This is a genomic window from Sphingopyxis granuli NBRC 100800, from assembly GCF_001591045.1.
In the GTDB taxonomy this organism is placed as follows: domain Bacteria; phylum Pseudomonadota; class Alphaproteobacteria; order Sphingomonadales; family Sphingomonadaceae; genus Sphingopyxis; species Sphingopyxis granuli.
On the sequence record NZ_BCUA01000065.1, the window covers coordinates 1 to 23,502 of the forward strand.

The 23,502-nt window shown below is 62.2% G+C and carries 24 protein-coding genes and 3 pseudogenes; 14 read left to right on the forward strand and 13 right to left on the reverse strand.

Translation table 11 applies throughout. The features are described 5' to 3' along the window. From SGR02S_RS14165 to SGR02S_RS14205, 9 genes are all read right to left on the reverse strand, one after another. Positions 1 to 574: ABC transporter permease (locus SGR02S_RS14165; RefSeq protein ID WP_156483090.1), on the reverse strand; the 574-nt coding region annotated here is incomplete at its 3' end. Continuing rightward, complete coding sequence (locus SGR02S_RS14170; protein WP_067111107.1) at positions 571 to 2,343, reverse strand: ATP-binding cassette domain-containing protein; 1,773 nt, start codon at positions 2,341 to 2,343, stop codon at positions 571 to 573. The genes SGR02S_RS14170 and SGR02S_RS14165, both read right to left, overlap by 4 nt. Position 2,344: 1 nt before the next feature. After that, positions 2,345 to 3,376 carry a secretion protein HlyD gene (gene hlyD, locus SGR02S_RS14175; RefSeq protein WP_067111109.1) on the reverse strand — a complete coding sequence of 344 codons (1,032 nt, stop codon included), beginning with the start codon at positions 3,374 to 3,376 and terminating at the stop codon, positions 2,345 to 2,347. Beyond that, entirely contained in the window at positions 3,373 to 3,930 is a 558-nt protein-coding gene (locus tag SGR02S_RS14180; RefSeq protein ID WP_439951066.1) for a TetR/AcrR family transcriptional regulator, read from the reverse strand. Before SGR02S_RS14180 ends, hlyD begins: the two co-directional genes overlap by 4 nt. Positions 3,931 to 4,271: 341 nt before the next feature. Then, positions 4,272 to 5,159, reverse strand: coding sequence for a spermine/spermidine synthase domain-containing protein (locus SGR02S_RS14185; protein WP_067111115.1), 888 nt, complete (start codon positions 5,157 to 5,159; stop codon positions 4,272 to 4,274). Between the two features lie 77 nt (positions 5,160 to 5,236). Then, on the reverse strand, positions 5,237 to 5,428 hold the full coding sequence (locus tag SGR02S_RS14190; RefSeq protein WP_067111118.1) for a hypothetical protein: 192 nt from the start codon (positions 5,426 to 5,428) through the stop codon (positions 5,237 to 5,239). After that, positions 5,425 to 6,633 carry a cell division protein ZapE gene (zapE, locus tag SGR02S_RS14195; RefSeq protein WP_082797154.1) on the reverse strand — a complete coding sequence of 403 codons (1,209 nt, stop codon included), beginning with the start codon at positions 6,631 to 6,633 and terminating at the stop codon, positions 5,425 to 5,427. Before zapE ends, SGR02S_RS14190 begins: the two co-directional genes overlap by 4 nt. A gap of 158 nt (positions 6,634 to 6,791) precedes the next feature. Then, on the reverse strand, positions 6,792 to 7,229 hold the full coding sequence (locus tag SGR02S_RS14200) for a DUF983 domain-containing protein (protein ID WP_067111121.1): 438 nt from the start codon (positions 7,227 to 7,229) through the stop codon (positions 6,792 to 6,794). Between the two features lie 46 nt (positions 7,230 to 7,275). Further along, positions 7,276 to 8,874 (reverse strand): phosphoenolpyruvate carboxykinase, encoded by a 1,599-nt coding sequence (locus SGR02S_RS14205; RefSeq protein ID WP_067111124.1) that lies wholly within the window; start codon positions 8,872 to 8,874, stop codon positions 7,276 to 7,278. A 554-nt stretch (positions 8,875 to 9,428) separates the two neighbouring features. Here SGR02S_RS14205 and SGR02S_RS19715 point away from each other — a divergent pair. Both SGR02S_RS19715 and SGR02S_RS19720 read left to right on the forward strand, forming a co-directional pair. Continuing rightward, a pseudogene (locus SGR02S_RS19715) lies at positions 9,429 to 9,557 on the forward strand (helix-turn-helix domain-containing protein); the annotation flags it as partial. Between the two features lie 62 nt (positions 9,558 to 9,619). Further along, the gene (locus SGR02S_RS19720) at positions 9,620 to 10,312 is read left to right on the forward strand and encodes a YoaK family protein (protein ID WP_082797156.1); all 693 of its coding nucleotides are present in this window, start codon (positions 9,620 to 9,622) and stop codon (positions 10,310 to 10,312) included. 27 nt (positions 10,313 to 10,339) lie between these two features. Here SGR02S_RS19720 and SGR02S_RS14220 read toward each other — a convergent pair. From SGR02S_RS14220 to SGR02S_RS19725, 4 genes and pseudogenes are all read right to left on the reverse strand, one after another. After that, a pseudogene (locus SGR02S_RS14220) lies at positions 10,340 to 11,827 on the reverse strand (phosphate acyltransferase); the annotation flags it as partial. A gap of 287 nt (positions 11,828 to 12,114) precedes the next feature. Further along, positions 12,115 to 13,293, reverse strand: a complete 1,179-nt coding sequence (locus SGR02S_RS14225; RefSeq protein WP_067111167.1) for an acetyl-CoA acetyltransferase — start codon at positions 13,291 to 13,293, stop codon at positions 12,115 to 12,117. 372 nt (positions 13,294 to 13,665) lie between these two features. After that, a complete protein-coding gene (locus SGR02S_RS14230) occupies positions 13,666 to 14,751 on the reverse strand; it encodes an ArsO family NAD(P)H-dependent flavin-containing monooxygenase (RefSeq protein ID WP_067111133.1) in 1,086 nt (361 codons plus the stop codon). A gap of 130 nt (positions 14,752 to 14,881) precedes the next feature. Further along, positions 14,882 to 15,049: an ArsR family transcriptional regulator gene (locus SGR02S_RS19725; RefSeq protein WP_082797157.1), complete on the reverse strand. Its 168-nt coding sequence runs from the start codon at positions 15,047 to 15,049 to the stop codon at positions 14,882 to 14,884. 178 nt (positions 15,050 to 15,227) lie between these two features. Here SGR02S_RS19725 and SGR02S_RS14235 point away from each other — a divergent pair, with 178 nt between their 5' ends. From SGR02S_RS14235 to SGR02S_RS14290, 12 genes and pseudogenes are all read left to right on the forward strand, one after another. Next, positions 15,228 to 15,584, forward strand: coding sequence for an ArsR/SmtB family transcription factor (locus SGR02S_RS14235; protein WP_067111134.1), 357 nt, complete (start codon positions 15,228 to 15,230; stop codon positions 15,582 to 15,584). A 9-nt stretch (positions 15,585 to 15,593) separates the two neighbouring features. Further along, positions 15,594 to 16,130 carry an arsenate reductase ArsC gene (locus SGR02S_RS14240; protein WP_067111137.1) on the forward strand — a complete coding sequence of 179 codons (537 nt, stop codon included), beginning with the start codon at positions 15,594 to 15,596 and terminating at the stop codon, positions 16,128 to 16,130. Beyond that, entirely contained in the window at positions 16,127 to 16,573 is a 447-nt protein-coding gene (gene arsC / locus SGR02S_RS14245) for an arsenate reductase (glutaredoxin) (RefSeq protein WP_067111140.1), read from the forward strand. Before SGR02S_RS14240 ends, arsC begins: the two co-directional genes overlap by 4 nt. 13 nt (positions 16,574 to 16,586) lie before the next feature. Beyond that, entirely contained in the window at positions 16,587 to 17,660 is a 1,074-nt protein-coding gene (gene arsB / locus SGR02S_RS14250; RefSeq protein WP_067111143.1) for an ACR3 family arsenite efflux transporter, read from the forward strand. Continuing rightward, complete coding sequence (arsH, locus tag SGR02S_RS14255; RefSeq protein ID WP_067111146.1) at positions 17,657 to 18,439, forward strand: arsenical resistance protein ArsH; 783 nt, start codon at positions 17,657 to 17,659, stop codon at positions 18,437 to 18,439. The genes arsB and arsH overlap by 4 nt, the downstream gene beginning before the upstream one ends. A gap of 96 nt (positions 18,440 to 18,535) precedes the next feature. After that, positions 18,536 to 18,889 carry an ArsR/SmtB family transcription factor gene (locus SGR02S_RS14260; RefSeq protein WP_237365949.1) on the forward strand — a complete coding sequence of 118 codons (354 nt, stop codon included), beginning with the start codon at positions 18,536 to 18,538 and terminating at the stop codon, positions 18,887 to 18,889. After that, complete coding sequence (locus SGR02S_RS14265; protein ID WP_067111152.1) at positions 18,886 to 19,356, forward strand: ArsI/CadI family heavy metal resistance metalloenzyme; 471 nt, start codon at positions 18,886 to 18,888, stop codon at positions 19,354 to 19,356. Before SGR02S_RS14260 ends, SGR02S_RS14265 begins: the two co-directional genes overlap by 4 nt. A 171-nt stretch (positions 19,357 to 19,527) precedes the next feature. Continuing rightward, entirely contained in the window at positions 19,528 to 20,505 is a 978-nt protein-coding gene (locus SGR02S_RS14270; protein WP_067111154.1) for a hypothetical protein, read from the forward strand. Next, positions 20,502 to 20,855, forward strand: a complete 354-nt coding sequence (locus SGR02S_RS14275) for a DUF3768 domain-containing protein (RefSeq protein WP_067111157.1) — start codon at positions 20,502 to 20,504, stop codon at positions 20,853 to 20,855. Before SGR02S_RS14270 ends, SGR02S_RS14275 begins: the two co-directional genes overlap by 4 nt. Positions 20,856 to 20,944: 89 nt before the next feature. Then, positions 20,945 to 22,597, forward strand: a complete 1,653-nt coding sequence (locus SGR02S_RS14280) for an ATP-binding protein (RefSeq protein ID WP_067111160.1) — start codon at positions 20,945 to 20,947, stop codon at positions 22,595 to 22,597. Positions 22,598 to 22,655: 58 nt separating this feature from the next. Beyond that, positions 22,656 to 22,919, forward strand: a pseudogene (locus SGR02S_RS14285) (winged helix-turn-helix transcriptional regulator); the annotation flags it as partial. A 235-nt stretch (positions 22,920 to 23,154) separates the two neighbouring features. Next, complete coding sequence (locus SGR02S_RS14290) at positions 23,155 to 23,484, forward strand: hypothetical protein (protein ID WP_067111170.1); 330 nt, start codon at positions 23,155 to 23,157, stop codon at positions 23,482 to 23,484. The last annotated feature ends 18 nt before the right edge of the window (positions 23,485 to 23,502 follow it).

The window sequence follows — 23,502 nt, forward strand, 5'->3', positions numbered from 1 at the left end:
CGAGCGCGCGGCGGCTTTCCAGTTCGGCGTTGAACCAGTAGCGCGGCTCCATCGTGACGGCTGCGCGGGGTATTTCGCCATCCAGCCCGCCCCGCCAGTTCTGCACCACGCCCTGTGCATAATTGGCGACATAGTTCGCCGTATTGGGCTGCGAGCCATCGGCGATGATCTGCACCAGAGGCTGCGCGCCGCGCGCGGCCAGGCGCTGCTCGAAATCCTGCGGTATCACCACAAAGCCGCGCAAGCTGCCCGAGACGACCCGTTCCGCGACCTCGCGCCGGTCATGAGCGAAGGTGACGTCCAGATAGCGGGTGCCGGCGAAGGCGGCGGCCAGCGATTGCGCCGAAGCGGACCCGGATTCCTGCACGACGCCGATGCGCACCGCACGCACGTCCAGCGACACCGCATAGGAAAACAGGAGCAGCAGCACGACCGGAAGGGCGAAGGCGATCAGCAGCGTGGACGGATCACGTATCGCCTGCAGGCTTTCCTTGCGTACCAGCGCCCAAAGCCGCTTTGGGTCGAAGCGGCGCATGGCCGGGAGGCCCGTTCGCGGTCCGCTCGCGCCGGTCATGCGGCAACGCCCTCCGCGCGGTCCTCGGCTTCGACCAGATGAATGAAGGCGTCTTCCATGGTCGGGTCCGGCCGGCGACCGCTGACCGCGCGGCGCTTAAGCGCGTCCGGCGTGTCGAGCGCGATCAACCGGGCGCGGGAGAGCATCGCCACCCGGTCGCAATATTCCGCCTCGTCCATGAAATGGGTGGTGACCATCACCGTCACGCCCTTGCGGGCAAGGCCGTTGATATGGGTCCAGAATTCGCGCCGTGTGATGGGGTCGACGCCGGAGGTCGGCTCATCCAGGAACAGCACGGGCGGGCGATGCATCACCGCGCAGGCCAGCGCCAGGCGTTGCTTAACCCCGAGCGGCAGCGAGTCCGGCGCCGCCGAGAGCCAGGGCTGCAGGCCGAAGATGTCGATCATCTCGTCGATCCGCGCCCGCCGCGCGGCGCCGTCCAAACCATAGACGCCGGCGGAAAACTCCAGGTTCTGCCGCACGGACAGCAAACCGTAGAGCGAGAACTTTTGCGCCATATAGCCAAGCTGGCCTTTGGCCGCGCCGGTCGCCCGGCGCAGGTCCAGCCCCACCACATGCGCCTCGCCGCTGGTGGGTTTGAGCAGGCCGCACAGCATCTTGAAGGTGGTCGATTTGCCGGCGCCGTTCGGCCCGAGCAGGCCGAAGATTTCGCCTTTGCGGACCTCGAAGCTCACAGTGTCTGTGGCTGTGAAGTCACCAAAGCGCTTCGTCAGATCCCGGCAGGAAACGGCGACGTCTGAAGCAAGTTCGACCGGCGACAACCCCTCGGCGAGCGCCGATGTGCCGCCCGGGCCGCCGCCCAGGAGATCGATGAAGGCGTCTTCGAAGCGGGCGGGCACCGCTCTGAGCCGCGCCTCGACCCGGTCGGCAAGCGCGTTGATCTGTTCTGTCCCTGCCTTGGCGCGCAACACCACGCGGACACCGGCGCCCTGGATCACCCCGTCGCCGACACTGTCCAGATCGAGCGCCTCGGCAAGCACGGCCCGCCGCTGATCGCCAACCTGTTCGAGGCGAAAGCTCCGGTTTGTGAGGCGCGCGGTCAACTCTCCGGGCGGCCCGTCATAGGCGAGTTGCCCTTCGTTGAGCAGCAGCACGCTGTCGCAGCGTTCGGCTTCGTCGAGATAGGCGGTCGACCAGACCACGGCCATCCCCTCGTCGGTCAGCGCCTGCACCATGCGCCACAGATCCTGACGGCTGACCGGATCGACACCGACGCCCGGTTCATCGAGCAACAGTACGGCAGGCCGGGCCATCAGCGCGCAGGCGAGCCCCAGCTTCTGCTTCATGCCGCCGGAGAGCTTGCCCGCCAGACGCCCGGTAAAGGGGGCAAGACGCGTGAAGTCGAGCAGTTCTGCAAACAGGTCGGCGTGTCCGTCGGCGTCCATGCCGCGCAACTGCGCATAAAGGCGCATATTCTCCAGGACCGACAGGTCTTCGTAGAGGCCAAAGCGCTGCGGCATGTAGCCGGTCGCAACGTGGATGGCGTCATTGTCGGCCACCACATCGAAGCCCGCCACCGTGGCGCGGCCGCTGCTCGGCACCAGCAGGCCGGTCAGGATGCGCATCAGGGTGGTCTTGCCGGCACCGTCCGGGCCAACCAGCCCGGTCAGGCGGCCGTAGCGTATCTGCGCGCTGAGGTCCTGCAAGGCAGGCGCGCCGCCGAAATGCTTGTTCAGACCATTGATGACAACCGCGACATCACCGGTCCGATCAGGTGGCGGGTCCGATATTGTGCTACCGGACAGCATGTTAGCGGCCTTTGGTGCGCGCGTCGGAGGCTTGTCCGGCATCGACCTCGATGGTCACCGGCATGCCCTGGCGAAGCGCCGCATCTGCGTTGGTGACGACAATCCGCAAACGATAGACCAGATCCGTGCGCAGATCCGTGGTCTCGACCGTTTTTGGCGTGAATTCGGCGCGCGGCGAAATGAACCCGATCTGGCCCTGATAGGTCTTGTCGGACGAGTCGCTGCGAACGCGCACCCGCATTCCGGGCGCGATGCGGCCCAGATCCGATTCGCCGACATAAGCGCGCACATAAACCGGCCTGTCCAGGCTGAGGCTGTAAACCGGGCTCTGGCTGACAACCATGCTTCCGGGTTCGCGCACCCGTGCGATGATCGTGCCGGTGCTGGGCGCAAGCAGTGTTGTGTCGGCAAGCGCGGTGGCCGCTTGGGCGCGTGCTGCTTGCGCGGCGGTGAGGTGTGCCTGCCCCGCCGCGATATCTTCCTTGCGGAAGCCTTCCGCGGCTTGCGAATGCGCGGCCCTGGCTGCATTGACACTGGCGACGGCCTGATCGCGCGCGGCGCGCGCGGCATCGACCGTCTTTTGACTGGCGGCGCCTGAAGCGAGCAACTGGCTCTGACGATCGAAATTGCGCGCCGCATCCCTGGCCACGGCCAAGGCCTGATTGAGGGCCTCCTGCGTCTGGGTAATCTCTTGCGGACGCAGGCCGCGGCGCAATTTGTCGAGGTCTGCCTGCGCGACCGCTACGGCCGCATCGGCCGCGGCGAGCGCTTCCTCAAACGGTTGCGCGTCGAGAGTCGCCACGCGCGCGCCCGGTTCGACATGATCGCCTTCATCGAACAGCATCTGCGCGACGCGGCCGGACTGGCGGAAGGCTAATTGGACCTCCCGAATGTCGACATTGCCGTATAGGGTGAGTGCGTCACCGTCGCGGCTGCCCCGCTGCATCCACAGCCATCCAGCACCGATTATTGCGACGATAGCAGCAACAAGTATGACCCGCTTTGCCGTGCTGGACAGTCGGATGCTCTTCATGATGCTGCTCCGATACCGCGCAGATAAATGGCGAACACGCCGGGCGCATCGCTACGGATGCGGGCCACATCGCCCGCCAGCATGGATTGCATGACGAGACCCTGGATCGTGCCGATGAACAGCGTGGCTGCGGCATCCGGATCGAGGTCCGCATGCAGTTCGCCCTGTGCCTTCCCGGCTTCGAGCAGGCCACGCAGCCGTTCGCCATAGTGGCGGATCAGGGTCTGGGCCATGCGCTTCGGGAGAGTCTCGCCCGGTCGTTGCAACTCCCCGAACAGCATTCTCGGCACACCGGGATGATCAGACACGAAATCGATATGCGTCATGAAGACCGCCTCAAGGGCAGCGGCCGGCGATGCGGCTTCTTCCGCTGCCTTGTCCACGCGGGCGAGCAAGCGCTCGGTCACCCAGGACATGACCGCCTGCAAGATAGCGTCCTTGCTCGGGAAGTGACGGAAAAGCGCCCCCTGGGTCAGTCCCATTCGCTGGGCGATGGCCGTCGTTGTGATGTCGCTCGGGTTCTGTTCCGCAGCCAGGTCGACCACCGCCTCCACGGTCGCCGCCCGTCGCTCGTCAGCGGGGAGATGCCTGGAACGCCCATTCATTGTTTGCGCTTTCGAAAGCTAGTAATCTATTACTATCTATCGGCGATATGTGCTCGTTGCAAGATGGAACCGCCGAAGGGAAACGTCATGAACGGCAAGGGCGGAAGAGGAGGGGCGTCAGGGCAGGTCACAGCATGCCCGAGCAGCCTTTCGCGGGTAGGCCGGGGCTTCGAACCCACCGCGCTGCCAGCTTGATCCATTCATCCACTGGCCGAGTGCATGAGTTTTGGCCCGCCTACGACATGCCGGAGGAGCATTGAGCGCTTCTGGCGATGTTTTCGGATGGCTGATTACCAGAGCAATTTTTCCACCAGGCCTGCCATCGGCAGGGGATGCTCTCGCTGCAAAATCATCGCCGCCTCACGCAGCTTTTCGCGGTCGAATCTGTCGCGCTCGTCCCTGAACGCGAAGACGACGAGATTCATTCCGACTTCGACGGATATGGTGATGATCCTGCCAAAACATTCACGCAGGCGCCGCAGAATGGGCTCATTCTTCCCGGCATGGTCACACAAATTGACGACGAGAATTCCGTTAGCGTTGAGCCGGGCGCGGCACGCGCGGTAGAAGTCCGGCGAACAGAGCTGTGGAGGTTGTCCGCTGCTGTCGAAGCCATCGACAAGAAGGATATCGGTCGATCGCTGATCGGTCACCACGAAGTCAGAACCGTCAGCCCAGATTATCTCAAAGCGGTCGCTGCGGGGTGGCATGCAAAACTGATCGGCGACGTCGATGACATTCCAATCGACATCCACCCCGCGGATCGAAGTCCCGGGCAAGAACTTGTGACAGTATTTTGCCAGAGAGCCGCCGCCCAGACCGATGATCTCGACCGTTTCTGGTGATGGATTGAACAGCAGGAAGCCCATCATGGCCTGGGTATATTCAAGCATCAGCCGGACCGGGTCGGTGATGCTCATGGCGCTTTGAACAAAAGCCCAGTTCGCCAACAAACTCCTGATGTCCCCAAGTTCAAAGACCAACGGCGCAACAAAGTCGTTTTCCTCGCCATCAAGCTGCGAGGATGTCGCCTCGAATCGCGCGCTCCACCGCTGCTCCCGATCAATCTCGTCAATGTGTTCGAGGAATATGTCGATCTCGGTGGCGTCAAGTTCAGCGACGTCCGTCGTGGCGTCTGAATGCAGCGCATAGGTGGAACAGCTATCTGTCACAGGCATGCCGCTTCGTCTGACAATCCGGGGCGTACCACTCCGTGCAAACCGACAAATCTACCAAAGGATTGCTCATGCCCCGCTCAGCGCCCAAGGCGCCGTTCGAACAATTGCGCCTTTTCGTACATTTCCTGCCATGCCGCGGCCGCGCGAAGGCAACGATCCCGGACGCGCGGCAGGGTGGCTTCCTCGGCTTCTTCCAGGCACGTGTTGAGCCGGATCAGATAGAAGTCGCTGTTGCGGGTTGTCGGTTTGAGCAGTGGTTTTTGTGTCATGACATGGCTCCGTCCGTTGCAGGATGGGCCTGATCGAGAATTGGGATCGGACGAGACTGATCGTCCAATCGTGCGGCGCTCCTCTCGTCGCTGACGCCATGGCCGCGGGCCAGGTAGTCGTGCGATCCCATTTCATTGAGACGCGAAACGGTGCGCTCGAACTCGAACGCATCCTCAGAGGCGCAGTAGAGCGTGTCGGGATCACGATCGGCGGAAGCGAGCAGCTTGACGCCATTCTCGTACAGCGTGTCGATCAGGGTCTTGAATCGCGCTGCTTGCGATTTCCGGTTTGCATCCAGCACCGGGATGCCGACGAGAATGACGGTGTGATAGCGATGCGCGAGGGCCAGGTAGTCGGGTATGCCGCGCGGCTCGCCGCACAACCGTTTGAACGAGAAGACCGCCACGCCCTTGAGCGATTTGGGCACGAACAGTTCCCGCCCGCCCTTGATCGCGACCGTTTCGGAGGGAACGTGCTCGCGGTCCTCGACCGGGAAGTCGGTCAGACGGAAGAAGGCCCGGCTCAGGGCTTCGGTCGCAGCGTCACCGTTGGGGACATGCCAGGTCTGGAAGCCGCCCAGGCGCTGGAGGCGATAATCGGTCGGGCCGTCGAGCGAGAGCACATCGAGCCGATCCTTCAGAAGCGCGATGAACGGCAGGAAATGTTCGCGATTGAGGCCGTTCTTGTAGAGATCCTGGGGTGGTCGGTTCGATGTCGCGACTATCGTGACGCCGTGGCCGATGATCCGGGTAAACAGCCGGGACAGGATCATGGCGTCAGCCGAATTGGTGACGATCATCTCGTCGAACGCAATCAGCCGGGCCTCCCCTGCGATCGCATCGGCCACCGGCAGAATCGGGTCGCCCGCCTCCTTCGCGCGTTCGACGCGCAGCCGATCATGCACTTCCTGCATGAACTCATGGAAGTGAACCCGCCGCTTGTCGGCGATATCGACACAGTCGAAGAACAGGTCCATCAACATCGACTTGCCGCGCCCGACGCCGCCCCAGAGGTAAACACCCCGGACAGGCTCGGGTTTGCGCCGGGTGATGCGAGCCATGAGACCAGGCCGCTGTGCTTGCGCTTCCAGTTCGGCAACAGCCTTGCCGAAGCGGTGCGCGACCTGGCGCTGTGCGTCGTCGGGGCGCAATTGCCCGGTTGAAATCGCGTCTTCATAACGCGCGATGACTTTGCTCTGTGGCAAGTCCGGTTACTCCGTGAACAGATATGGGCTAAATACAGGGTGCCGGCCGCCCCGGTTTGAGGTCTCCTGGGCCGATCTGGAATGAGGCTGTTCGCACGCTTTTCAAAACCTCACGGCCTCGCCGATCCCGGTCACTGCGAGCGGGCGGAATTCTGTCGTCATGATTCGGCTTCGTCCGGGACCGTTCCCGGACGCTCCTTGCGGAAACCATGCATGCCGAACCACCACTGCAAGGCGATGATGGCGCCCTTGGCGGGCTGGAGCAGTCCGATCATCAGCGTCATGGCGAGCGGCAGGATAACGGCCATAAGCGCCGGGACGGACAGGTCCGCGTCGCGGACCAGCGCGATGATGAGCGGCGCCATCAGATGTCCGGTCACGAGTATCGAGACATAGGCCGGAAAATCATCGGCCTGCTGGTGCGTCCAGTCTTGCGCGCACTGCGGGCAGCGTGGGATCGGCTTGAGAAATCGCATGAACAACCGGGCCTCGCCGCAGCGCGGACAATGCCCGCGCAGACCGCGCAGTATCGCGGCCCAACCCGAGGCGGGCAGGACGAGGCTGCTGGTCACGGATCCAGGCTCATGGACTGGCATGGACTTTGGCTTTTCTCGTAATTGGTCAAAGGGTGTCTGCATGAAATCAGGCATCGAACATCCCGGGAGGCGCGGCAGCCCGGATGCTCTCATCGACATGCGCGACAAACTGCGTGAAGTTGCGGCGGAAGCGGTCGGCAAGGCCGCGTGCCGCCTGGTCGTATGCATCGGGCTTTTCCCAGGTCGCGCGCGGATCGAGGATATTGCTATCGACGCCTTCGACCGCGATCGGGACCGCGAAGCCGAAATTGGGGTCGATACGGAACTCCGCCTGCTTAAGCTTGCTCGACAGCGCGGCATTGAGCAGTGCGCGGGTCACCTTGATCGGCATGCGCGAGCCGGTGCCATGCTGGCCGCCGGTCCAGCCCGTGTTGACCAGCCAGCAATCGACCCCACCCCTGGCAATACGCCGGCGCAGAAGATTACCGTAGACGCTGGGATGGCGCGGCATGAAGGGGGCGCCAAAGCAAGTCGAGAATGTGGCCTCCGGCTCAGTCACACCTAGCTCGGTGCCCGCCACCTTTGCCGTGTAGCCAGACAGGAAATGGTACATCGCCTGTTCCGGTGTGAGATGGGCGATCGGCGGTAGCACACCGAAGGCGTCGGCCGTCAGCATGATGATGGTCTTGGGCACCGGCCCCATATTCTCGCACGAAGCGTTGGGGATGAAATGGATTGGGTAGGCGCCGCGGCTGTTCTCGGCGAGTGAGGCGTCATCGAGATCGAGCGCACGGGTCTCCGGATGCATGACCACGTTCTCGAGGATCGTGCCAAAGCGCTGCGTGGTTGCATGGATCTCGGGTTCGGCCTCGGCCGACAGACAGATCATCTTGGCATAGCAGCCGCCTTCGAAGTTGAAGACGGCGGTATCCGACCAGCCATGTTCGTCGTCGCCGATCAGCGTGCGCGAGGCATCGGCGGACAAGGTGGTCTTGCCGGTTCCCGAAAGACCGAAGAAGATCGCGGTGTCGCCATCGGGTCCGATATTGGCCGAGCAGTGCATCGGCATGACGCCTTGCCGGGGCAGGACGTAGTTGAGGACCGTGAAGACCGCCTTCTTCATCTCGCCCGCATAGCCGGTGCCGCCGATCAGGATCAGCTTGTTCATGAAATCGATGGCGATCACCGTCTCTGAGCGGCAGCCATGGCGCTCGGGATCGGCGCGGAAACTCGGCAGATCAATGATCGTATAGTCGGCAGAGAATTGTTTAAGCTCGTCTGCGGTTGGCCGCACCAGCATGGTGCGTACAAAGCTTGAATGCCAGGCCAGTTCGGTAATGATCCGCACGCCGACGCGGAATTCCGGCTGAGACCCGCCGAACAGGTCTTGCACAAACACATCGTCGAGTGTCGACAGGTGCTTGTAGAAGTCTTCGCGCAGCTTCTCGAAGGCCCCTCCCTTCATCGGCTTGTTGGACGGTCCCCACCAGACGTCGTCCTTGGTTTCGACATCGCGGACGATGAACTTGTCCTGCGCCGAGCGCCCGGTGTGGGTGCCTGTCTCGACCACCAGCGCGCCATGTTCCGACATGCGGCCTTCGCCGCGCCGCAACGCGAGTTCCACCAATTGTGGCGTATCGAGGTTTTCGTGCAAACGGCCGCCCGGCTTGACGGTGATTTCCGGCTTGGTGAGGGTCAGGGTCATGTGATCAATGGCCTCTCTCGGTCTGTTGGAACAATTTACGGGGACGCTTCAAAGATCGGTCGCGAGGTCATGCGGTCGGTAGCGCAGCGAAAGTTTGGGGCGCCGGACGCGGGACATGTGCGCTTTGTCGGCACATTCCGCTGAACGCGAAGGCTCCGCAGCAGATTCGCGGGCTTCCGCCTGCCGCCGCCTGGGAAGAAGCAGCTGCGGCATTGTTTTATCGCTCATCCGGGGCCTCCCGCTTCGCGCCGCGAGTGACGTGCGGTCCACGGCTGTTGCCCTGGTTGATGACGCGGACGATGTCCGACATCAGCCCCGCCGCTGCGAACGGCTTGAGCTCAGCTTCACAGAGCAATCCACCGGCATGGTGGAACGGGGCCATGACCCGAAAGTCGCTTGGGTCACGCGGGATCAGCCTGAGGGGGGCGTTAACGCCGCCAGCGAGGCTTTGCTCCCCAGGGACTGATCCAATGAATGGCATGAGGCATATATACAACTTCATCTTAAATTGTTAAGACTGCATATTGATGTATAAAACATCATTAGAGCAGGTTATGATCACGTCGCAGCAAATGCGGGCCGCGCGCGCCCTTCTCGGACTTGACCAGCACCAGATGGCCGAGCTTGCCGGACTTTCCCTGCCCACCATCCAGCGCATGGAGTCGTCTGACGGTCAGGTTCGACGGCCAGAGCATTGCTCTCATCATCGAACGGCTGTCGGCAAGGCATGGGTGAGGGGCGAACGATGAGCGATCCCGGCCTGTTGAGACGTCGCCCCAGTTCACTGGAAGTTGGCAGGGCCCAGCGCGCACTGGTGCAATTGGCGGCCTTGCTGGCGGCGCTGGCAGGACTGGTCAATGCGATCGGGTTTCTCGCTTTTGGCCATGTCTTCCTGGCTTCGCCCGACGCCAACGCCACGGTTCTGGGCGCAAATCTGCCGCAGAGCTATGCAGTCGCTCTGTTTGCGGGCGCCATGGTTCTCAGCTTCGTTGCCGGCGTCACGTTGATGACGCTGATAGCGCACCGTGCGACGCAATTCAGACGCACCCTGGTTCTCCTGACGACTGCCCTTGTCCTGGTCGCCGCCTATGTCGCGGTCCAGGCCCATATTGCCTTCGCCCCAGCTGTATTCCTCGCAATGGCGATGGGCGGCGCCCATTGCGTCTTCGAACGCGACAATTCCGACCTGCAGGAGGCCATGTCCCCCTCAGCTCAGATCGCCCGCTTTGGTGAGGCGCTGGCCGGAGGGCGCAGCGGCGCCAACCACCGCCAGATCGGCTTGCATGCATCCTTCTGGCTCGCCTTCCTGTTTGGCGGATTGCTGGGCGCCGGGGCGTGGATCGCATTCGATGCCCGATCCTTCGCCCTGGCCGCCGGCGTGGCAGGCGTGCTGACCCTGCGCACATGGCTGATCGAGCGGGACATCTTGCCCGCCTGACGGTGCTACCCGACTTTGGAGAATCCGCGCATTGTGGATTTCCAAGTTGGCCGGATCGCACTCCAAACCTTGGAGGCTTTCGCGCACCCGCTCGTTCTGGTCGACGAGGATCGGCGTGCCATATCCTCCCTCGTGAAATGCGATGGCTGCACGCAGGACCGTATCCTCCTCGGCCTCTGCAAAGATCATCCGTGTCGATCGCGAGCGGGCCAACTCATGGGCCGAGGCCAGGACAGCTGTGGTTGGGTTCAATCGTTCCCGTAGTGCCTGGCGGTAGGTTGCGACATCGGTAAGCGGTCGGCGGGCGACACCCGAGTCCGTGGCTGCTTGAGCGACTGCCGACGGAACCGTTTCGATCAAGCGAGGATCGAAAGGCGTTGGAATGATGTATTCGGGACCGAAGCTGCCCACACTGCCGCCATAGGCGGCAGCCACTTCCTCGGGAACGCGCTGCCTGGCCAACTCGGCGATGGCTTTCGCGGAGGCCACCTTCATCGCGTCATTGACCGTGGTCGCCCTCACATCGAGCGCCCCGCGAAAGATATAGGGGAAGCCCAAGACATTGTTGATCTGATTGGGATAGTCTGATCGTCCCGTCGCGATGATCGCGTCGGCGCGGATCGACTTCACGATCTCTGGCAGGATCTCCGGGGTCGGATTTGCCAAAGCGAAGATGATCGGACGCGGCGCCATCGAGGCGACCATTTCCGCAGTCACTGCACCAGCAACTGACAGGCCCAGGAACAGGTCCGCTCCGTCCATCGCGTCCGCGAGGGTTCTCGCATCGGTGTCTGCGGCATGAGCCGACTTCCACTGGTTCATGCCTTCGGTGCGGCCTTGGTAGATGACTCCCTTGCTGTCGCACATGATCACATGCCGCACGCCGAGCGACTTGGCGAGTTCAGTGCAGGCCACCGACGCGGCCCCGGCCCCGTTCACGACCATTTTCAGGTCTTTGAGATCGCGTCCGGTCAGGTGCGCGGCATTGATGATACCCGCAGCGGCGATGATCGCAGTGCCGTGCTGGTCATCGTGGAATACGGGAATGTTCATACGCTCGCGCAGCGTCTGCTCGATGATGAAGCATTCTGGTGCCTTGATGTCTTCAAGGTTGATGCCGCCGAAACTCGGCTCCAGCAGTTCCACCGCGGAAATGAAGCGTTCGACATCTTCGGTTGCAAGCTCGAGGTCGATGGAATCGACGTCGGCAAAGCGCTTGAACAGCACCGCCTTGCCTTCCATCACTGGCTTTGATGCCAGAGCCCCAAGATTGCCGAGACCGAGGATCGCGGTTCCGTTGGTGATCACCGCCACCAGATTGCCCTTGGCCGTGTAATCGTAGGCAGCGTCTGGATCGGCTGCGATTGCCTGTACGGGGGCTGCTACCCCTGGCGAATAAGCCAACGCGAGATCGCGCTGTGTCGCCATAGGTTTGGTCGCAACGATTTCGATCTTCCCGGGCCGACCGGTAGAGTGAAAATCCAGCGCTTCGCGCTCAAGAGATGCGTCACCCATTTCATTTCATCCTAATCGGGGCCCGACGCAGACATTGCCTGCTCAAACCAAGTGTGAGCGTGCTGCTAGATCAAGAGCGCAAGCGGACGGGGAACGCGCAGAGCGGGATGTTCCACATGCATTTCAAGGTGTCGTGTCCCTGTCGCACTTATGGCGTTGCCGCTTGCGCTCAGCCAACTCGGCGTTGCGCCGATCATGTGCCCGGCCCCCCGCGATCGTGACGCCGAAGAACAGGATCATAAGCAGCAGCGAGATGACTATGATTATCCCGATGACCATGGCTGCGACTACACTTTGACAGGCTCGAGGATCGAGACGTAGTTCGCTACCGCGCCGCCGCCCATGTTGAAACAAGCGCCAAGCTCGGCGCCGGGAAGCTGCATTTCTCCGGCATCCCCGGAAAGCTGGCGAGCCGCCATGACGTGCATCGATACGCCGGTTGCACCAACCGGATGGCCCTTGGCCTTCAGCCCGCCCGACAAATTGATGGGCAACCGCCCGCCACGTTCAGTTTGACCTTCCCGTACAAGCTGGCTTGCTTCGCCGGGTTTGCACAGGCCCATGGCTTCAAGCGTCAGCAACTCGGCGATCGTGAAGCAATCATGGACCTCGGCGAAGTCCAGGTCATTCACGGAAATTCCCGCAGCGTCGTAGGCCCGCTTGAATGCCAGGTGGGGGCCTTCGAAGCTGGCCAGATCTTTTCGGGAAAGGGGAAGGAAGTCGTTGACCTGCTCTGCCGCACGGAAGCCAATCGCACGTTCAAGTCCGCGAGCGACATCCGGGTGAGCAATGATAACGGCGGCCGCGCCATCGGAAATGAGTGAGCAATCCGTAACCTTGAGCGGTGGGGCAATCACCGGATTGCGATCGGACGCTGTCAGGCAGAAGTCGAGATCGATTTCCTTACGCATGTGCGCGAGAGGATTGAGAAGCGCATTCCGATGGTTCTTTACCGCAATGCGCGCCATTGCGTCGGTCGGGTCGCCATGCCGCGCAGCATAGGCCAAGGCAAATTGCGCGAATATTGCCGGGAAGGAGAGCTCGGCTTCTTCGGGCTGATAACTTGCACCGGATAGCGCCTTCGTGACGCCCGCGGTGTCGAGGCCGGTCATCTTTTCTGCCCCGACGACCAGGGCCACCTTGATCCGCCCGCTCTGGACTGCGTCCAGCGCCGAATAGAGCGCAGCCGAACCCGATGCGCATGCATTCTCACATCGCGTCGCCGGCTTGAAGCGCAAGGCGTCGTGCGCCCCCAGGACCATCGACGAACAGAACGCGTCGGGGACCATGCCGGAGTTGAAATGCCCCAGCCAAACGGCGTCAATATCGCGCGGATCGATGCCGGCATGGACAATTGCCTGCTTTGCCGCAGACGCGATAAGGCTTTCAATCGTATCCCCGGACAGCTTCCCAAATGCGGTATGTCCCCAGCCAACGATATTTGCCTGAATCTTGATCTTGGACATCTGCAACCTCGTATAGTCCTTGGAATGGGCTCCCTCGGGTCGGGGGAGTGGGCGGATCATCCAAATCACTGCCGCTGGAAGCTGCCCGCGATCGAGAGGGTCATCCACCGTGTGCTTGGCCAGAAATCGGTTCCAGGCGTGAGCCGCTGTGCATGTTCGGAATGTGTTTAATAAGTTACCATATTGCTATATAATGCGTGAAGATGGTAATTTGATGTATAAAGCATCATTGTGGTGCCGCGCTTGTTACAGCTGTAAACTCGGGGCCGAGAGGCGGAGTGAGGCGGGCTCACCGTCCAAATTGGTTCCGGTGCCGTCGCCATGCTGCGCGAGGCGTTTCCTATGCGACGGTGCGCTCCGCACCGCGCCGCTTCAAGCGCTGGCCGCCCTATTTAGACTGCTTTCCAACGTTTTGACCAACGCCACATTGCCGAGCATTCCGGCAAGGTCGCGGGCGGTCCTGGCTGCGCCCATGAGCGTGGCCGATCCCGGTCCGCACCAGTCGCCATAGCCCGCAAGCCACAGGCGGGGTTCCTTGATCGACCGTTGGCCATCGACCAGCACCCGGCCGTCGTCCTCGACCACGCCAAGCATCGCCAGGTGATCGAGCGCGGGCCGAAAGCCGGTGCACCAGATGATCGCATCAACGGCCATCTTGGAACCATCCGGCCAGACAACACCCTCGGCCGTCATCCGTTCGAAGGGCCGGACAGAGGCCAGGTTTCCGCGGGCGCGTGCTTCCCTGACCGGCGGGACCATGACGATGTCGCCGATGCCGCCCACGGGTGTATCGCCCGGTCCAGCCTTCATCCGCGCAACCGCGCGTTCGAACAGGACGTGGCCATCCACATCGTCGGGCAGGAACAGGGGATCGTGGGTCGTTACCCACAGGGTGCGTGCTACGGGCGCCACTTCGGCAACGATCTGGGCGCCGCTATTGCCGCCGCCGACCACGAGCACTGATTGGCCTCTGTAATCCTCCGGCCGGATATAGTGGGCCGAATGGACCTGGACGCCGTTGAAAAGATCGCGCCCCTCGATCTCGGGAATATAGGGATGCGACCAGGTGCCGGTGGCGCTGACAACCGCCTGCGCGGCAAACCTCCCCTTGTCCGTCACGACTGCAAGACGATCGCCGGCCCGTTCGATGGATTCCACCCGGACTGGACGCTTGATGGGGAATTCGTAACGGGCCTCATAGCGAGCGAGATAATCAAGGACGTCATCGCGCGTGGGATACCCCTCATGCGCGGGCGGCGGCATAAGCCAACCCGGCAGCGAACTGTATCCGGCGGGGGAAAACAGGCGCAGGGAATCCCACCCATGGCGCCATGCACCACCGGGCCCAGCTTCGGCGTCGAGGATCACGAAATCGGCCCCAGCACGACGCAGATAATAGCCCAACGACAGCCCCATCTGGCCGCCACCGATGATGACGATGTCGCGCTGCGTGATCATCAGGCCTGCCGCCAGCGTTGAAGAGCGTCCGCTTGGGGCAAGCCCCCCGCACGGACTACCGGCGAACGCCTGAATGGGAGTGTTTGGATCATCAGGTCATGTCGCCTTCTGTCTGACCGGAAGAGGGCTTCTATCGGTATGTGCGGCGAACATGACATCGACGATGGCGACCCATGCTGGCGGAAATTCGGGATTGCGATATACCGAACAGGTCCATCAACTCGCATACGCAATGTTCCTGACCGTCCCAGACGATCGCGAGCGCAGCGAGTCTTGTCGGTTCGGCGAGGGCTACCAAGAGGTCTTCGGGGGATGGACCCTGATCATGCGCATGCGCTTATGCGCCCCTCCGCATGGTTGCATCGGCCATGATCAAACAGACCACCGGCTATCCCATGGCGGCAGATGATTCCATCATGTTCGAAATATCGATTGACCATATAGGCGGTCCACTATTATTCGATCAACTTGGAAGGATGGAATTGACCATGAAGGAATTCAATCCGCAGGTCTCGGCCGTCGAGGCGCTCGGCGCGCTCGCGCATGACACGCGCCTGTCTGTCTTTCGCATGTTGGTGAAGGCTGGCCCGGAGGGGTTGATAGCCGGTGCTATCGCGCAGGCCGCCAATGTGCCGCCGTCCACCATGTCGCATCACCTGGGCATTCTCGAACGGGCGGGTCTGGTGGAATCCGAGCGGGAAAGCCGGCTCATCCACTACCGCGCCGATTATGAGGGGATGCGCCGGCTGCTCGCCTTCCTGATGCAGGACTGCTGTCAGGGCGTCCCTGAAATGTGTGCCGAACTGCTCGGCGAACTCAACTGCAAAGCCTGAGGTTGACCCATGTCCGACACGATCGACTCCGACAAGACCTACAACGTGCTCTTCCTGTGCACCGGCAACAGTGCTCGCTCGATCCTCGGCGAAGCCATCATGAACAAGCTGGGGGAAGGCCGCTTCCGCGCCTGGAGTGCCGGCAGCCAGCCCAAGGGCGCAGTCCATCCGATGGCCCTGTCGGTTCTGAACGGGCTCGGCTTCGACATAGCGGGCATGCGCTCGAAAAGCTGGGACGAGTTCGCCGCGCCGGACGCGCCGCAATTCGATTTTATCTTCACCGTCTGCGATAACGCCGCAGGCGAGACCTGCCCCGTATGGATCGGCCATCCGATGACGGCGCACTGGGGCATCGAGGACCCGGCATCAGTCGAAGGCGATGGTCAGCGCGAGGCCTTCATGCAGGCGCTGCGGTACTTGCAGAACCGCATTTCGCTGTTCCTCGCACTCCCGCTTGCCAGCCTCGACGAGATGGCGACGCGGCGCAAACTTAGGGAAATCGGCCAAAGCGAGGGCGCCAGCGCCAAGGCAGGAGCAAGCGAATGACCCATCAGGATCAATCTGGCGACATCGTCATCTACCACAATCCCGAATGCGGAACCTCGCGCAATGCGCTGGCCATGATCCGCAATGCCGGGATCGAACCGCATGTCATTGAGTACCTCAAGACTCCGCCTTCGCGTGCCTTGCTGGAAAGCCTCATCGCCCGCGCCGGCATCACGCCGCGCAACCTGCTGCGTGAGAAGGGCACGCCCTATGCCGACCTGGGGCTCGACAATCCTGATCTTTCCGACGTCCATTTGATCGACGCGATGATGAAGCATCCGGTCCTCATCAACCGCCCGCTGGTTGTCTCGCCGCAGGGTGTGAAGCTCTGCCGTCCATCCGAGGAGGTACTCGACCTAATTCCGGCTGGTCAGCGCGGCGTCATCGCCAAGGAAGACGGCGAACAGGTGATCGATGCCACCGGCAATCGCGTCACCGGCTGAACGAGGGATCAAGATGACCGCACAGCCCAAGCGTGAACGCCTGTCGTTCCTCGATCGCTATCTAACCCTTTGGATTTTTCTCGCCATGGCGCTCGGCGTCGGCCTGGGATCAACCTTCGAAGGATTGCCCAAGGCGATCGACAGCCTGTCCTGGGGGACGACCAACGTGCCCATCGCTATCGGGTTGATCCTGATGATGTATCCGCCGCTCGCGCGGGTGCGCTATGAGGAACTGCCGCGCGTATTCGAAGACAAGCGGGTGCTGGCGATCTCGCTGATCCAGAACTGGATCATCGGGCCGGTGCTGATGTTTGCGCTCGCGGTCATCTTCCTTAGCGACAAGCCGGAATACATGACGGGCCTGATCCTCATCGGGCTGGCCCGCTGCATTGCCATGGTCATCGTCTGGAACCAGCTTGCCAGGGGCGACAACCAGTATGTGGCCGCGCTGGTCGCGTTCAACTCGATCTTCCAGATCTTGTTCTTCAGTGTTTATGCGTGGTTCTTCCTTGCTTTCCTGCCGCCGCTGTTCGGGCTTGAGGGAAGCGTCATCCATGTCAGTTTCTGGACCATCGCCGAGGCGGTGCTGATCTACCTCGGCATACCGTTTTTGGCTGGATTTCTGACGCGCAGATGGCTGGTGAAAGCCAAGGGCAACGAATGGTATGAAACCCGTTTCCTGCCCAGAATAAGTCCGATAACGCTCGTCGCACTGCTGTTCACCATCGTCGCCATGTTCAGCCTCAAGGGCAATGAGATCGTGACACTGCCGGGCGACATACTGCGTATCGCCATTCCGCTCACCATCTACTTCGTGGTTCAGTTCAGCGTCAGCTTCTTCATGGGCAAGCTGATCGAGAGCGATTATCCGCGCACGACGGCAGTGGCGTTCACGGCCGCGGGCAACAATTTCGAACTCGCCATCGCGGTTGCCATCGCCGCCTTCGGGCTTGCCTCGCCGGTGGCCTTCGCGGCAGTCATTGGCCCGCTGGTCGAAGTGCCGGTGCTGATCCTGCTGGTAAACGTCGCCTTCTGGTTCGGGCGGCGCTGGTTTCCCGGCAGCGTTCCGGCTGAGGTCCGGGCATGAACGACACGGGTCTGGCCAGGTTGCGGACGCTTGCCGATCCCGACCATCTTCCGGCGCTCAAGCCTGAATATGCTCATCGTCGTCCGACGCTGGGTCTGGGCGAACTCGATCCGCCGCCGCGCATCCTGCTGCTCTATGGCTCCTTGCGCGAACGATCCTATTCGCGGTTCGTGGTTGAAGAGGCCGCGCGCCTGCTCCAGTTCTTCGGCTGCGAGACGCGGATCTTCGATCCCTCCGATCTGCCCATGCCCGATCAGGTCCAGGACGACGATCATCCGGCGGTTCACGAACTGCGCGAGCATTCGCTCTGGTCCGAAGGACAGATCTGGTGCAGCCCGGAACGGCACGGCCAGATCACCGGGATCATGAAATCTCAGATCGATCACCTGCCGCTGGCATTGAAGGGCAGGCGCCCGACGCAAGGTCGCACCCTTGCCGTCATGCAGGTTTCCGCAGGTTCACAATCGTTCAACAGCGTGAACAGCTTGCGCGTCCTCGGCCGCTGGATGCGGATGTTCACCATCCCCAACCAGTCGAGCGTGGCCAAAGCCTATACCGAATTCGACGAGGCCGGACGGATGAAGCCGTCGAGCTATTATGACCGGATCGTCGACGTGGTAGAGGAGTTGGTGCGTTTCACTGTCCTGCTCCGCCCGCATGTCGATCAACTGGTCGATCGCTATTCGGAGCGGGTCGAAGCGGATCGGCCGGTCATTGCTCCCGCGGAAATCCTTGCCTCGATCGATGGCGCACTGGTTCCACCACAGGAGAAAGCGTAACAGGCACAACGCTTATTTCGATAAAACTCGAAATTAACGTTGACGTGTGAAGGTGGACGCCATGTTTCGATTTTACTCGAAATGAGGAGAAGTCCGTTGCAACCCGGTGAGGCAATCCTGGCTCTCGGAGCACTCGCCCAGGAACATCGCCTGGCGCTGTTCAAGCTTCTGGTGCGCGCGGGCGCTGAGGGTCTTCCAGCCGGCGCTATCGCCGCCGAACTGGACATACCCAACTCGTCGCTCTCGTTTCATCTGGCTCAGCTCAACCGGGCTGGACTGATAAACCAGACGCGCAACGGCCGCTCTCTCGTCTACTCTGCCAACTACGCGGGGATGAACGCTCTCATGGGCTATCTCATGGAGAACTGCTGTGCCGGCAGCACGTCGTGCGGTACCGAGGCTTCGTGCGCAGCCCCAGCGACATCCTCATCGGAAAGGAAGTCCGCATGAAACGCCTGCATGTGCACGTCGGGGTTGCAGATCTCGACCAATCGATCCGTTTCTATTCCACGCTGTTCGCCAGCGAGCCGACGGTGGTGAAGCCCGACTACGCGAAATGGATGCTCGATGATCCGCGCGTCAACTTTGCGATCTCGGCCAACAGCCATGCGGCCAAAGGCATCGAGCATCTCGGCATCCAGGTCGAAAGCCAGGATGAACTGGCGGAAGTCTACAGCCGCCTGAGCGCCGCCGATCGACCGGTTCTGGAGGAAGGTGCGACGACCTGTTGCTATGCCAAGTCTGAAAAAAGCTGGATCGCCGATCCCCAGGGTGTGGTGTGGGAAGCATTCTACACCAGCGGCGATGCGACGGACTATGGGAACAGCCCGAAGCTGAGCGCACTTTCCGGAAACGCCGCTGACGACGCCTGCTGCGGACAGGCGATGCCGACAGCGAAGTTAGGCTGCTGCGGCTGACACAGGCATCGTTTCGCCAACGCGCCGGACGGTCCGGTCGCCGGCTCCGCCTAGGTCGAGAGCGCTGGTGTGCGCTCGTCCTCGCGCTCGAAGGCCGAGCCGTCCAGGTGAGAGGGGAGTGGGAAGGGGTGATCGAGCAAAAGCTCTGCTCAAGCCCATTTGGATATCCCCATGCGCGATCTCACCGCAGTCCCGGCCGAGGCCGGCCCCGTTCCCGCACGTGCGCTCGATTATATCCGTGTCGATGCGCCACAACCCGTCGTCCTGGCCTATGGCATCGGTGTCGACAGCACCGCGCTCCTTCTCGAACTCGAAAGCCGGGGCACGCCGCCCGACCTCGTGATCACGGGCGATCCTGGCGTCGAGAAACCTGAGACCTACGCCTACCAAAAGATGATCGCCGCCTGGATGGCGGCACGGGGCATCCCCTATGTGACGGTGCGCTACACACCGCGCCGCTTCAAGCACTGGCCGCCCTATTTCGATCTGCTCTCCAACGTTTTGACGAACGCCACATTGCCGAGCATTTCTCTGGGGCGCCATGCGTGCTCGCTCAAATGGAAGGTCGCTCCGCAGGACGCCTTTCTCAAGCAGTGGGAGCCCGCCAAGGACGCCTGGGCGCGAGGTCAGAAGGTCGTCCGGCTCATCGGCTACGACGCATCGCCGGCCGACACGCGGCGATACGCGCACGCTTCGACCATCGAAAGCGACCTTTTCGAATGCCGTTATCCCCTGCGTGAATGGGGCTGGGACCGCGCCGCCTGTATTGCCCGGATCGAAGCGGCTGGTCTTCCAGTGCCGCCAAAATCGAGCTGCTTCATCTGCGGCGCGATGAAGCCGGATGAGGTTCGCGCCCTTCCTGCCTGGTGTCTGCGATTGATCGTGCTGGTCGAGGCGAGGGCTGCCCCGCGCCTTAGGACCGTCGAAGGCCTGTGGCGCCGCTCGACGCGCACGCGGTCGGGCCGGATGACCGATTTCATTCGCGCCGAGGAGCTCCTGCCCGCTGCCGATATCGACGCGATCATCCGTGACGCGCCTGCCGATCTCATCCGGTTCCAGGATGTGGCGGCCCATGTCCCACTCCCCGATCGCCCGGCGATGGCCGAGTGGCTCGAGCAGTTCAACGCCTGCCTGAAGGAGGCAGCATGACCATCCCTGTTACAGAACAGATCGCCCGCTTGAACGATCGTTGCCGCCAGGGCTTCGATCCAGCCGCGCGCCTCATCGTAACCCGCACATGCCTCTCACGTCTCGCAGGCGAAGGAGACGCGGTTCGTGAAATCGTTGCCCAGGCCGAACTCCTCGCCGCCGTCCGCCGGTATGATTTCGCCCCAGACGACGGCCCCGAGCGAGACTTCGGCGCCTTCGATCTTCGGGGCGAGCGCATCCTCTTCAAGATCGACTATTACGATCCCGCCCTCGAATTCGGATCGGACGATCCAGCGGACGCGTCGCTCACGCGGCGCGTGCTCACGATCATGCTCGCCGAGGATTATTGAGCGCGAGGCGACCCCTAAGCGCCCCGTCGGTCCGGGAAAAGTGGAGGAGGGCTGCAGGTGGAGAATTTCCACTTGTCGAGGAGCCCCAGATGTCCCTTCCCACCGTCATCCACAGCCGGGTTGATCCCGCCGCCGTCACCAAGGTCACGCGCCTTTTCAATAATACGCTCGGTGACATTCTCTCCGAGCTCATCCAGAACGCGCGCCGGGCAGGTGCGAGCGCTGTCGACCTCAAAGTCATCGAAGCCGATGAGGCTGCGTTTCTCGCTATTGTCGACGATGGCGCCGGGATTGAAGATCCATCGGTCATTCTCGCCCTCGGCCGGTCCGGTTGGGGTGACGATATCGCGCGGCGAGAGGACCCCGCCGGCATGGGCGTGTTCAGCCTCGCTGGTCGCGACGTCGAGGTCCGTTCCTGCCCACGCTCGACCGGCGATGGTTGGTCGATCCGCATCGCCTCTGGCGACTGGGAGTCCGGCGCGCCCATCGCCGTTGCGCCCTGTACGCATCCTTTCGGAACCGAGATCCGCGTACCGATCGACGAGCAATGGCCCAAATCGCTCGAAACCGTCGCACAACGCGCCGCGCGTTATTGTCCGCTTCCGGTTCAGCTCAACGGCCAGGATCTGCCCCGCGAGGACTGGTTGAAGGGAGCAGAGACGATCGTCGAGCAGGACGGCGTCCGCATCGGCATCTATCGCAATTATCTTCACCGGCATTTCAGCCCGAGCATCAACTTCCATGGCGTGACCGTCGCCTCGCTCCTCCCGACGGTGGCGGAGAAGGATCGCCACTGGGCCGCCAAGATCGACATTATCGATGCGCCCGAGTTGCAGCTCGTGCTTCCGGCCCGCAAGGAGATGGTCGAGAACAGCGCGCTGCAGTATCTGCGCGCTGCGGTCCGCCTCTCCATCTACCGGCATATCCAGGCGCTCGGCAGCCACCGTCTTTCTTTCGCGGACTGGCAAGAATCGATCGATCTCGGTGTCCTCCTCCCTGAGGCGCGTAGCGAGCTTCAGTCATGGGCGCCGGCGATGGCCGACTACAATAGCGGGTCCAGCCGCCAGAACCTGACCTCGACGAACGATCTCATTTTGGTCGACGATTTCGGACCTCCCATTGAACAGTGCGCCCATTTCGCGCTCGCAAGGGATGGTCGTTTTGACGGGCGACTGGCGGAGCCTGACGATGCGATGCGAGGTTACAGCTGGTATGACGCATTGCCTCGAATCTCGGGCCTGCGCTTCGAAATCGAGCAGAATGGAGAGACGTTCACCTATGACAGCGGGGAACTCCCCGGTCTGACAAATGGTGTGGCCGACCGTCTTGACCTCGTCCTGCAATTGTCAGGGAAGACCGGCGAAACGATCGTGATCCCGGCGCCGGTCGTGATCGAATATGACGATGCGCATTTCTGGAATTTCGAGGAAGCCAATGTCGTGTTCGCCTCCCCCGAGGCCGTGAACCCCGCCGAACTTGTCGACCTCCTCGACAATGCCTGTTTCTCCTCGAGCGATGACCGCGAGGCCGACAGCTGGGATACCCAACACGATCGCTTCCTGCTCGATGCGCAGGAAATGGCGACCCGTCTCCTGCTGGGCGATGAAGCAGCACTTCTCGAGCGCCTGCGCGCCATACTCGCATACAGAACCCAATGGTTCGTTCCCGAAGGCGCGCAATTCGTGGCCGTAATCGGCCGCGAGACCATGGACGTCCGTATGGAGCAGGTCCCGGCCGCCTGACCGCTGACAATGCGCTGGCAGCGTCCCGCCAGCATAGGCGACGGAGACAGGCACACTTCGCTTCAGTGCGTTGCGCCGCAAAGTGAACGGCGTGAGTGAGCGCATGCTCGCGCAGACGCTGCAACAGCTCGAAGGGGATGGCCTGGTGATCCGGCGTAGCTATCCCGTGGTGCCACCGCATGTGGAATATACGCTGACGCCGTTTGGGCAGGAAGCCGCATCTCATGTCGAGGTGCTCACAGACTGGATCGAGGATCGGTTGCCCGCGCTGGTTGAGAGGCGTGGGGTCCAGCACGGTCAGGAAGTCCCGGGTTCCGAGTAGGGAGCGTACCGTCACAGCTCGGCCCAGGCCTCTCGGGCGCGCACCACGGCCCGTCGCGGAAGGCTCCATCTACTGATCACCAGAGCTGGAATCCCACCATTGATCATTTGCGCGCCGCGCGTAACCTCCTGACAGAATTGGAGGCGTCGCGTGCCGTCACCGCGGTTCGGCGGGCGCTGGCCAGCGCCGAAGGGGCCGGCCGGCATCTCGAACATCGCATTTGCAAGAGCTGATCATGAGCCGATACGAACTCACGCCCAGGAACGATCAGCCGGACGTCATCAAGGCCGTCGTCGGTTGGGATCGGCCGTTGCAAACCTACTTCGCGCAGGTGTTCACCCGCACCGAGGCCGAGCCGGAGGAGGGCGAAGCAACGATTTGGCACGGAACGGAACCAGGCGAACTACTGACGCCCGAGGCCGCGCTTGCGGTCGTGGCACCCTATGCCGAGGTGCCTGAGACCCTCGCTGCGAGGTTGTACGATGATATGCGCGGGACGATCGGCGTCAGGGACGGGACTCATCAGGCCGAGGCCAAGCGTTTGCTGTTCGGCTCGATCCACTAATCGGGCGAAGGCTCCCCC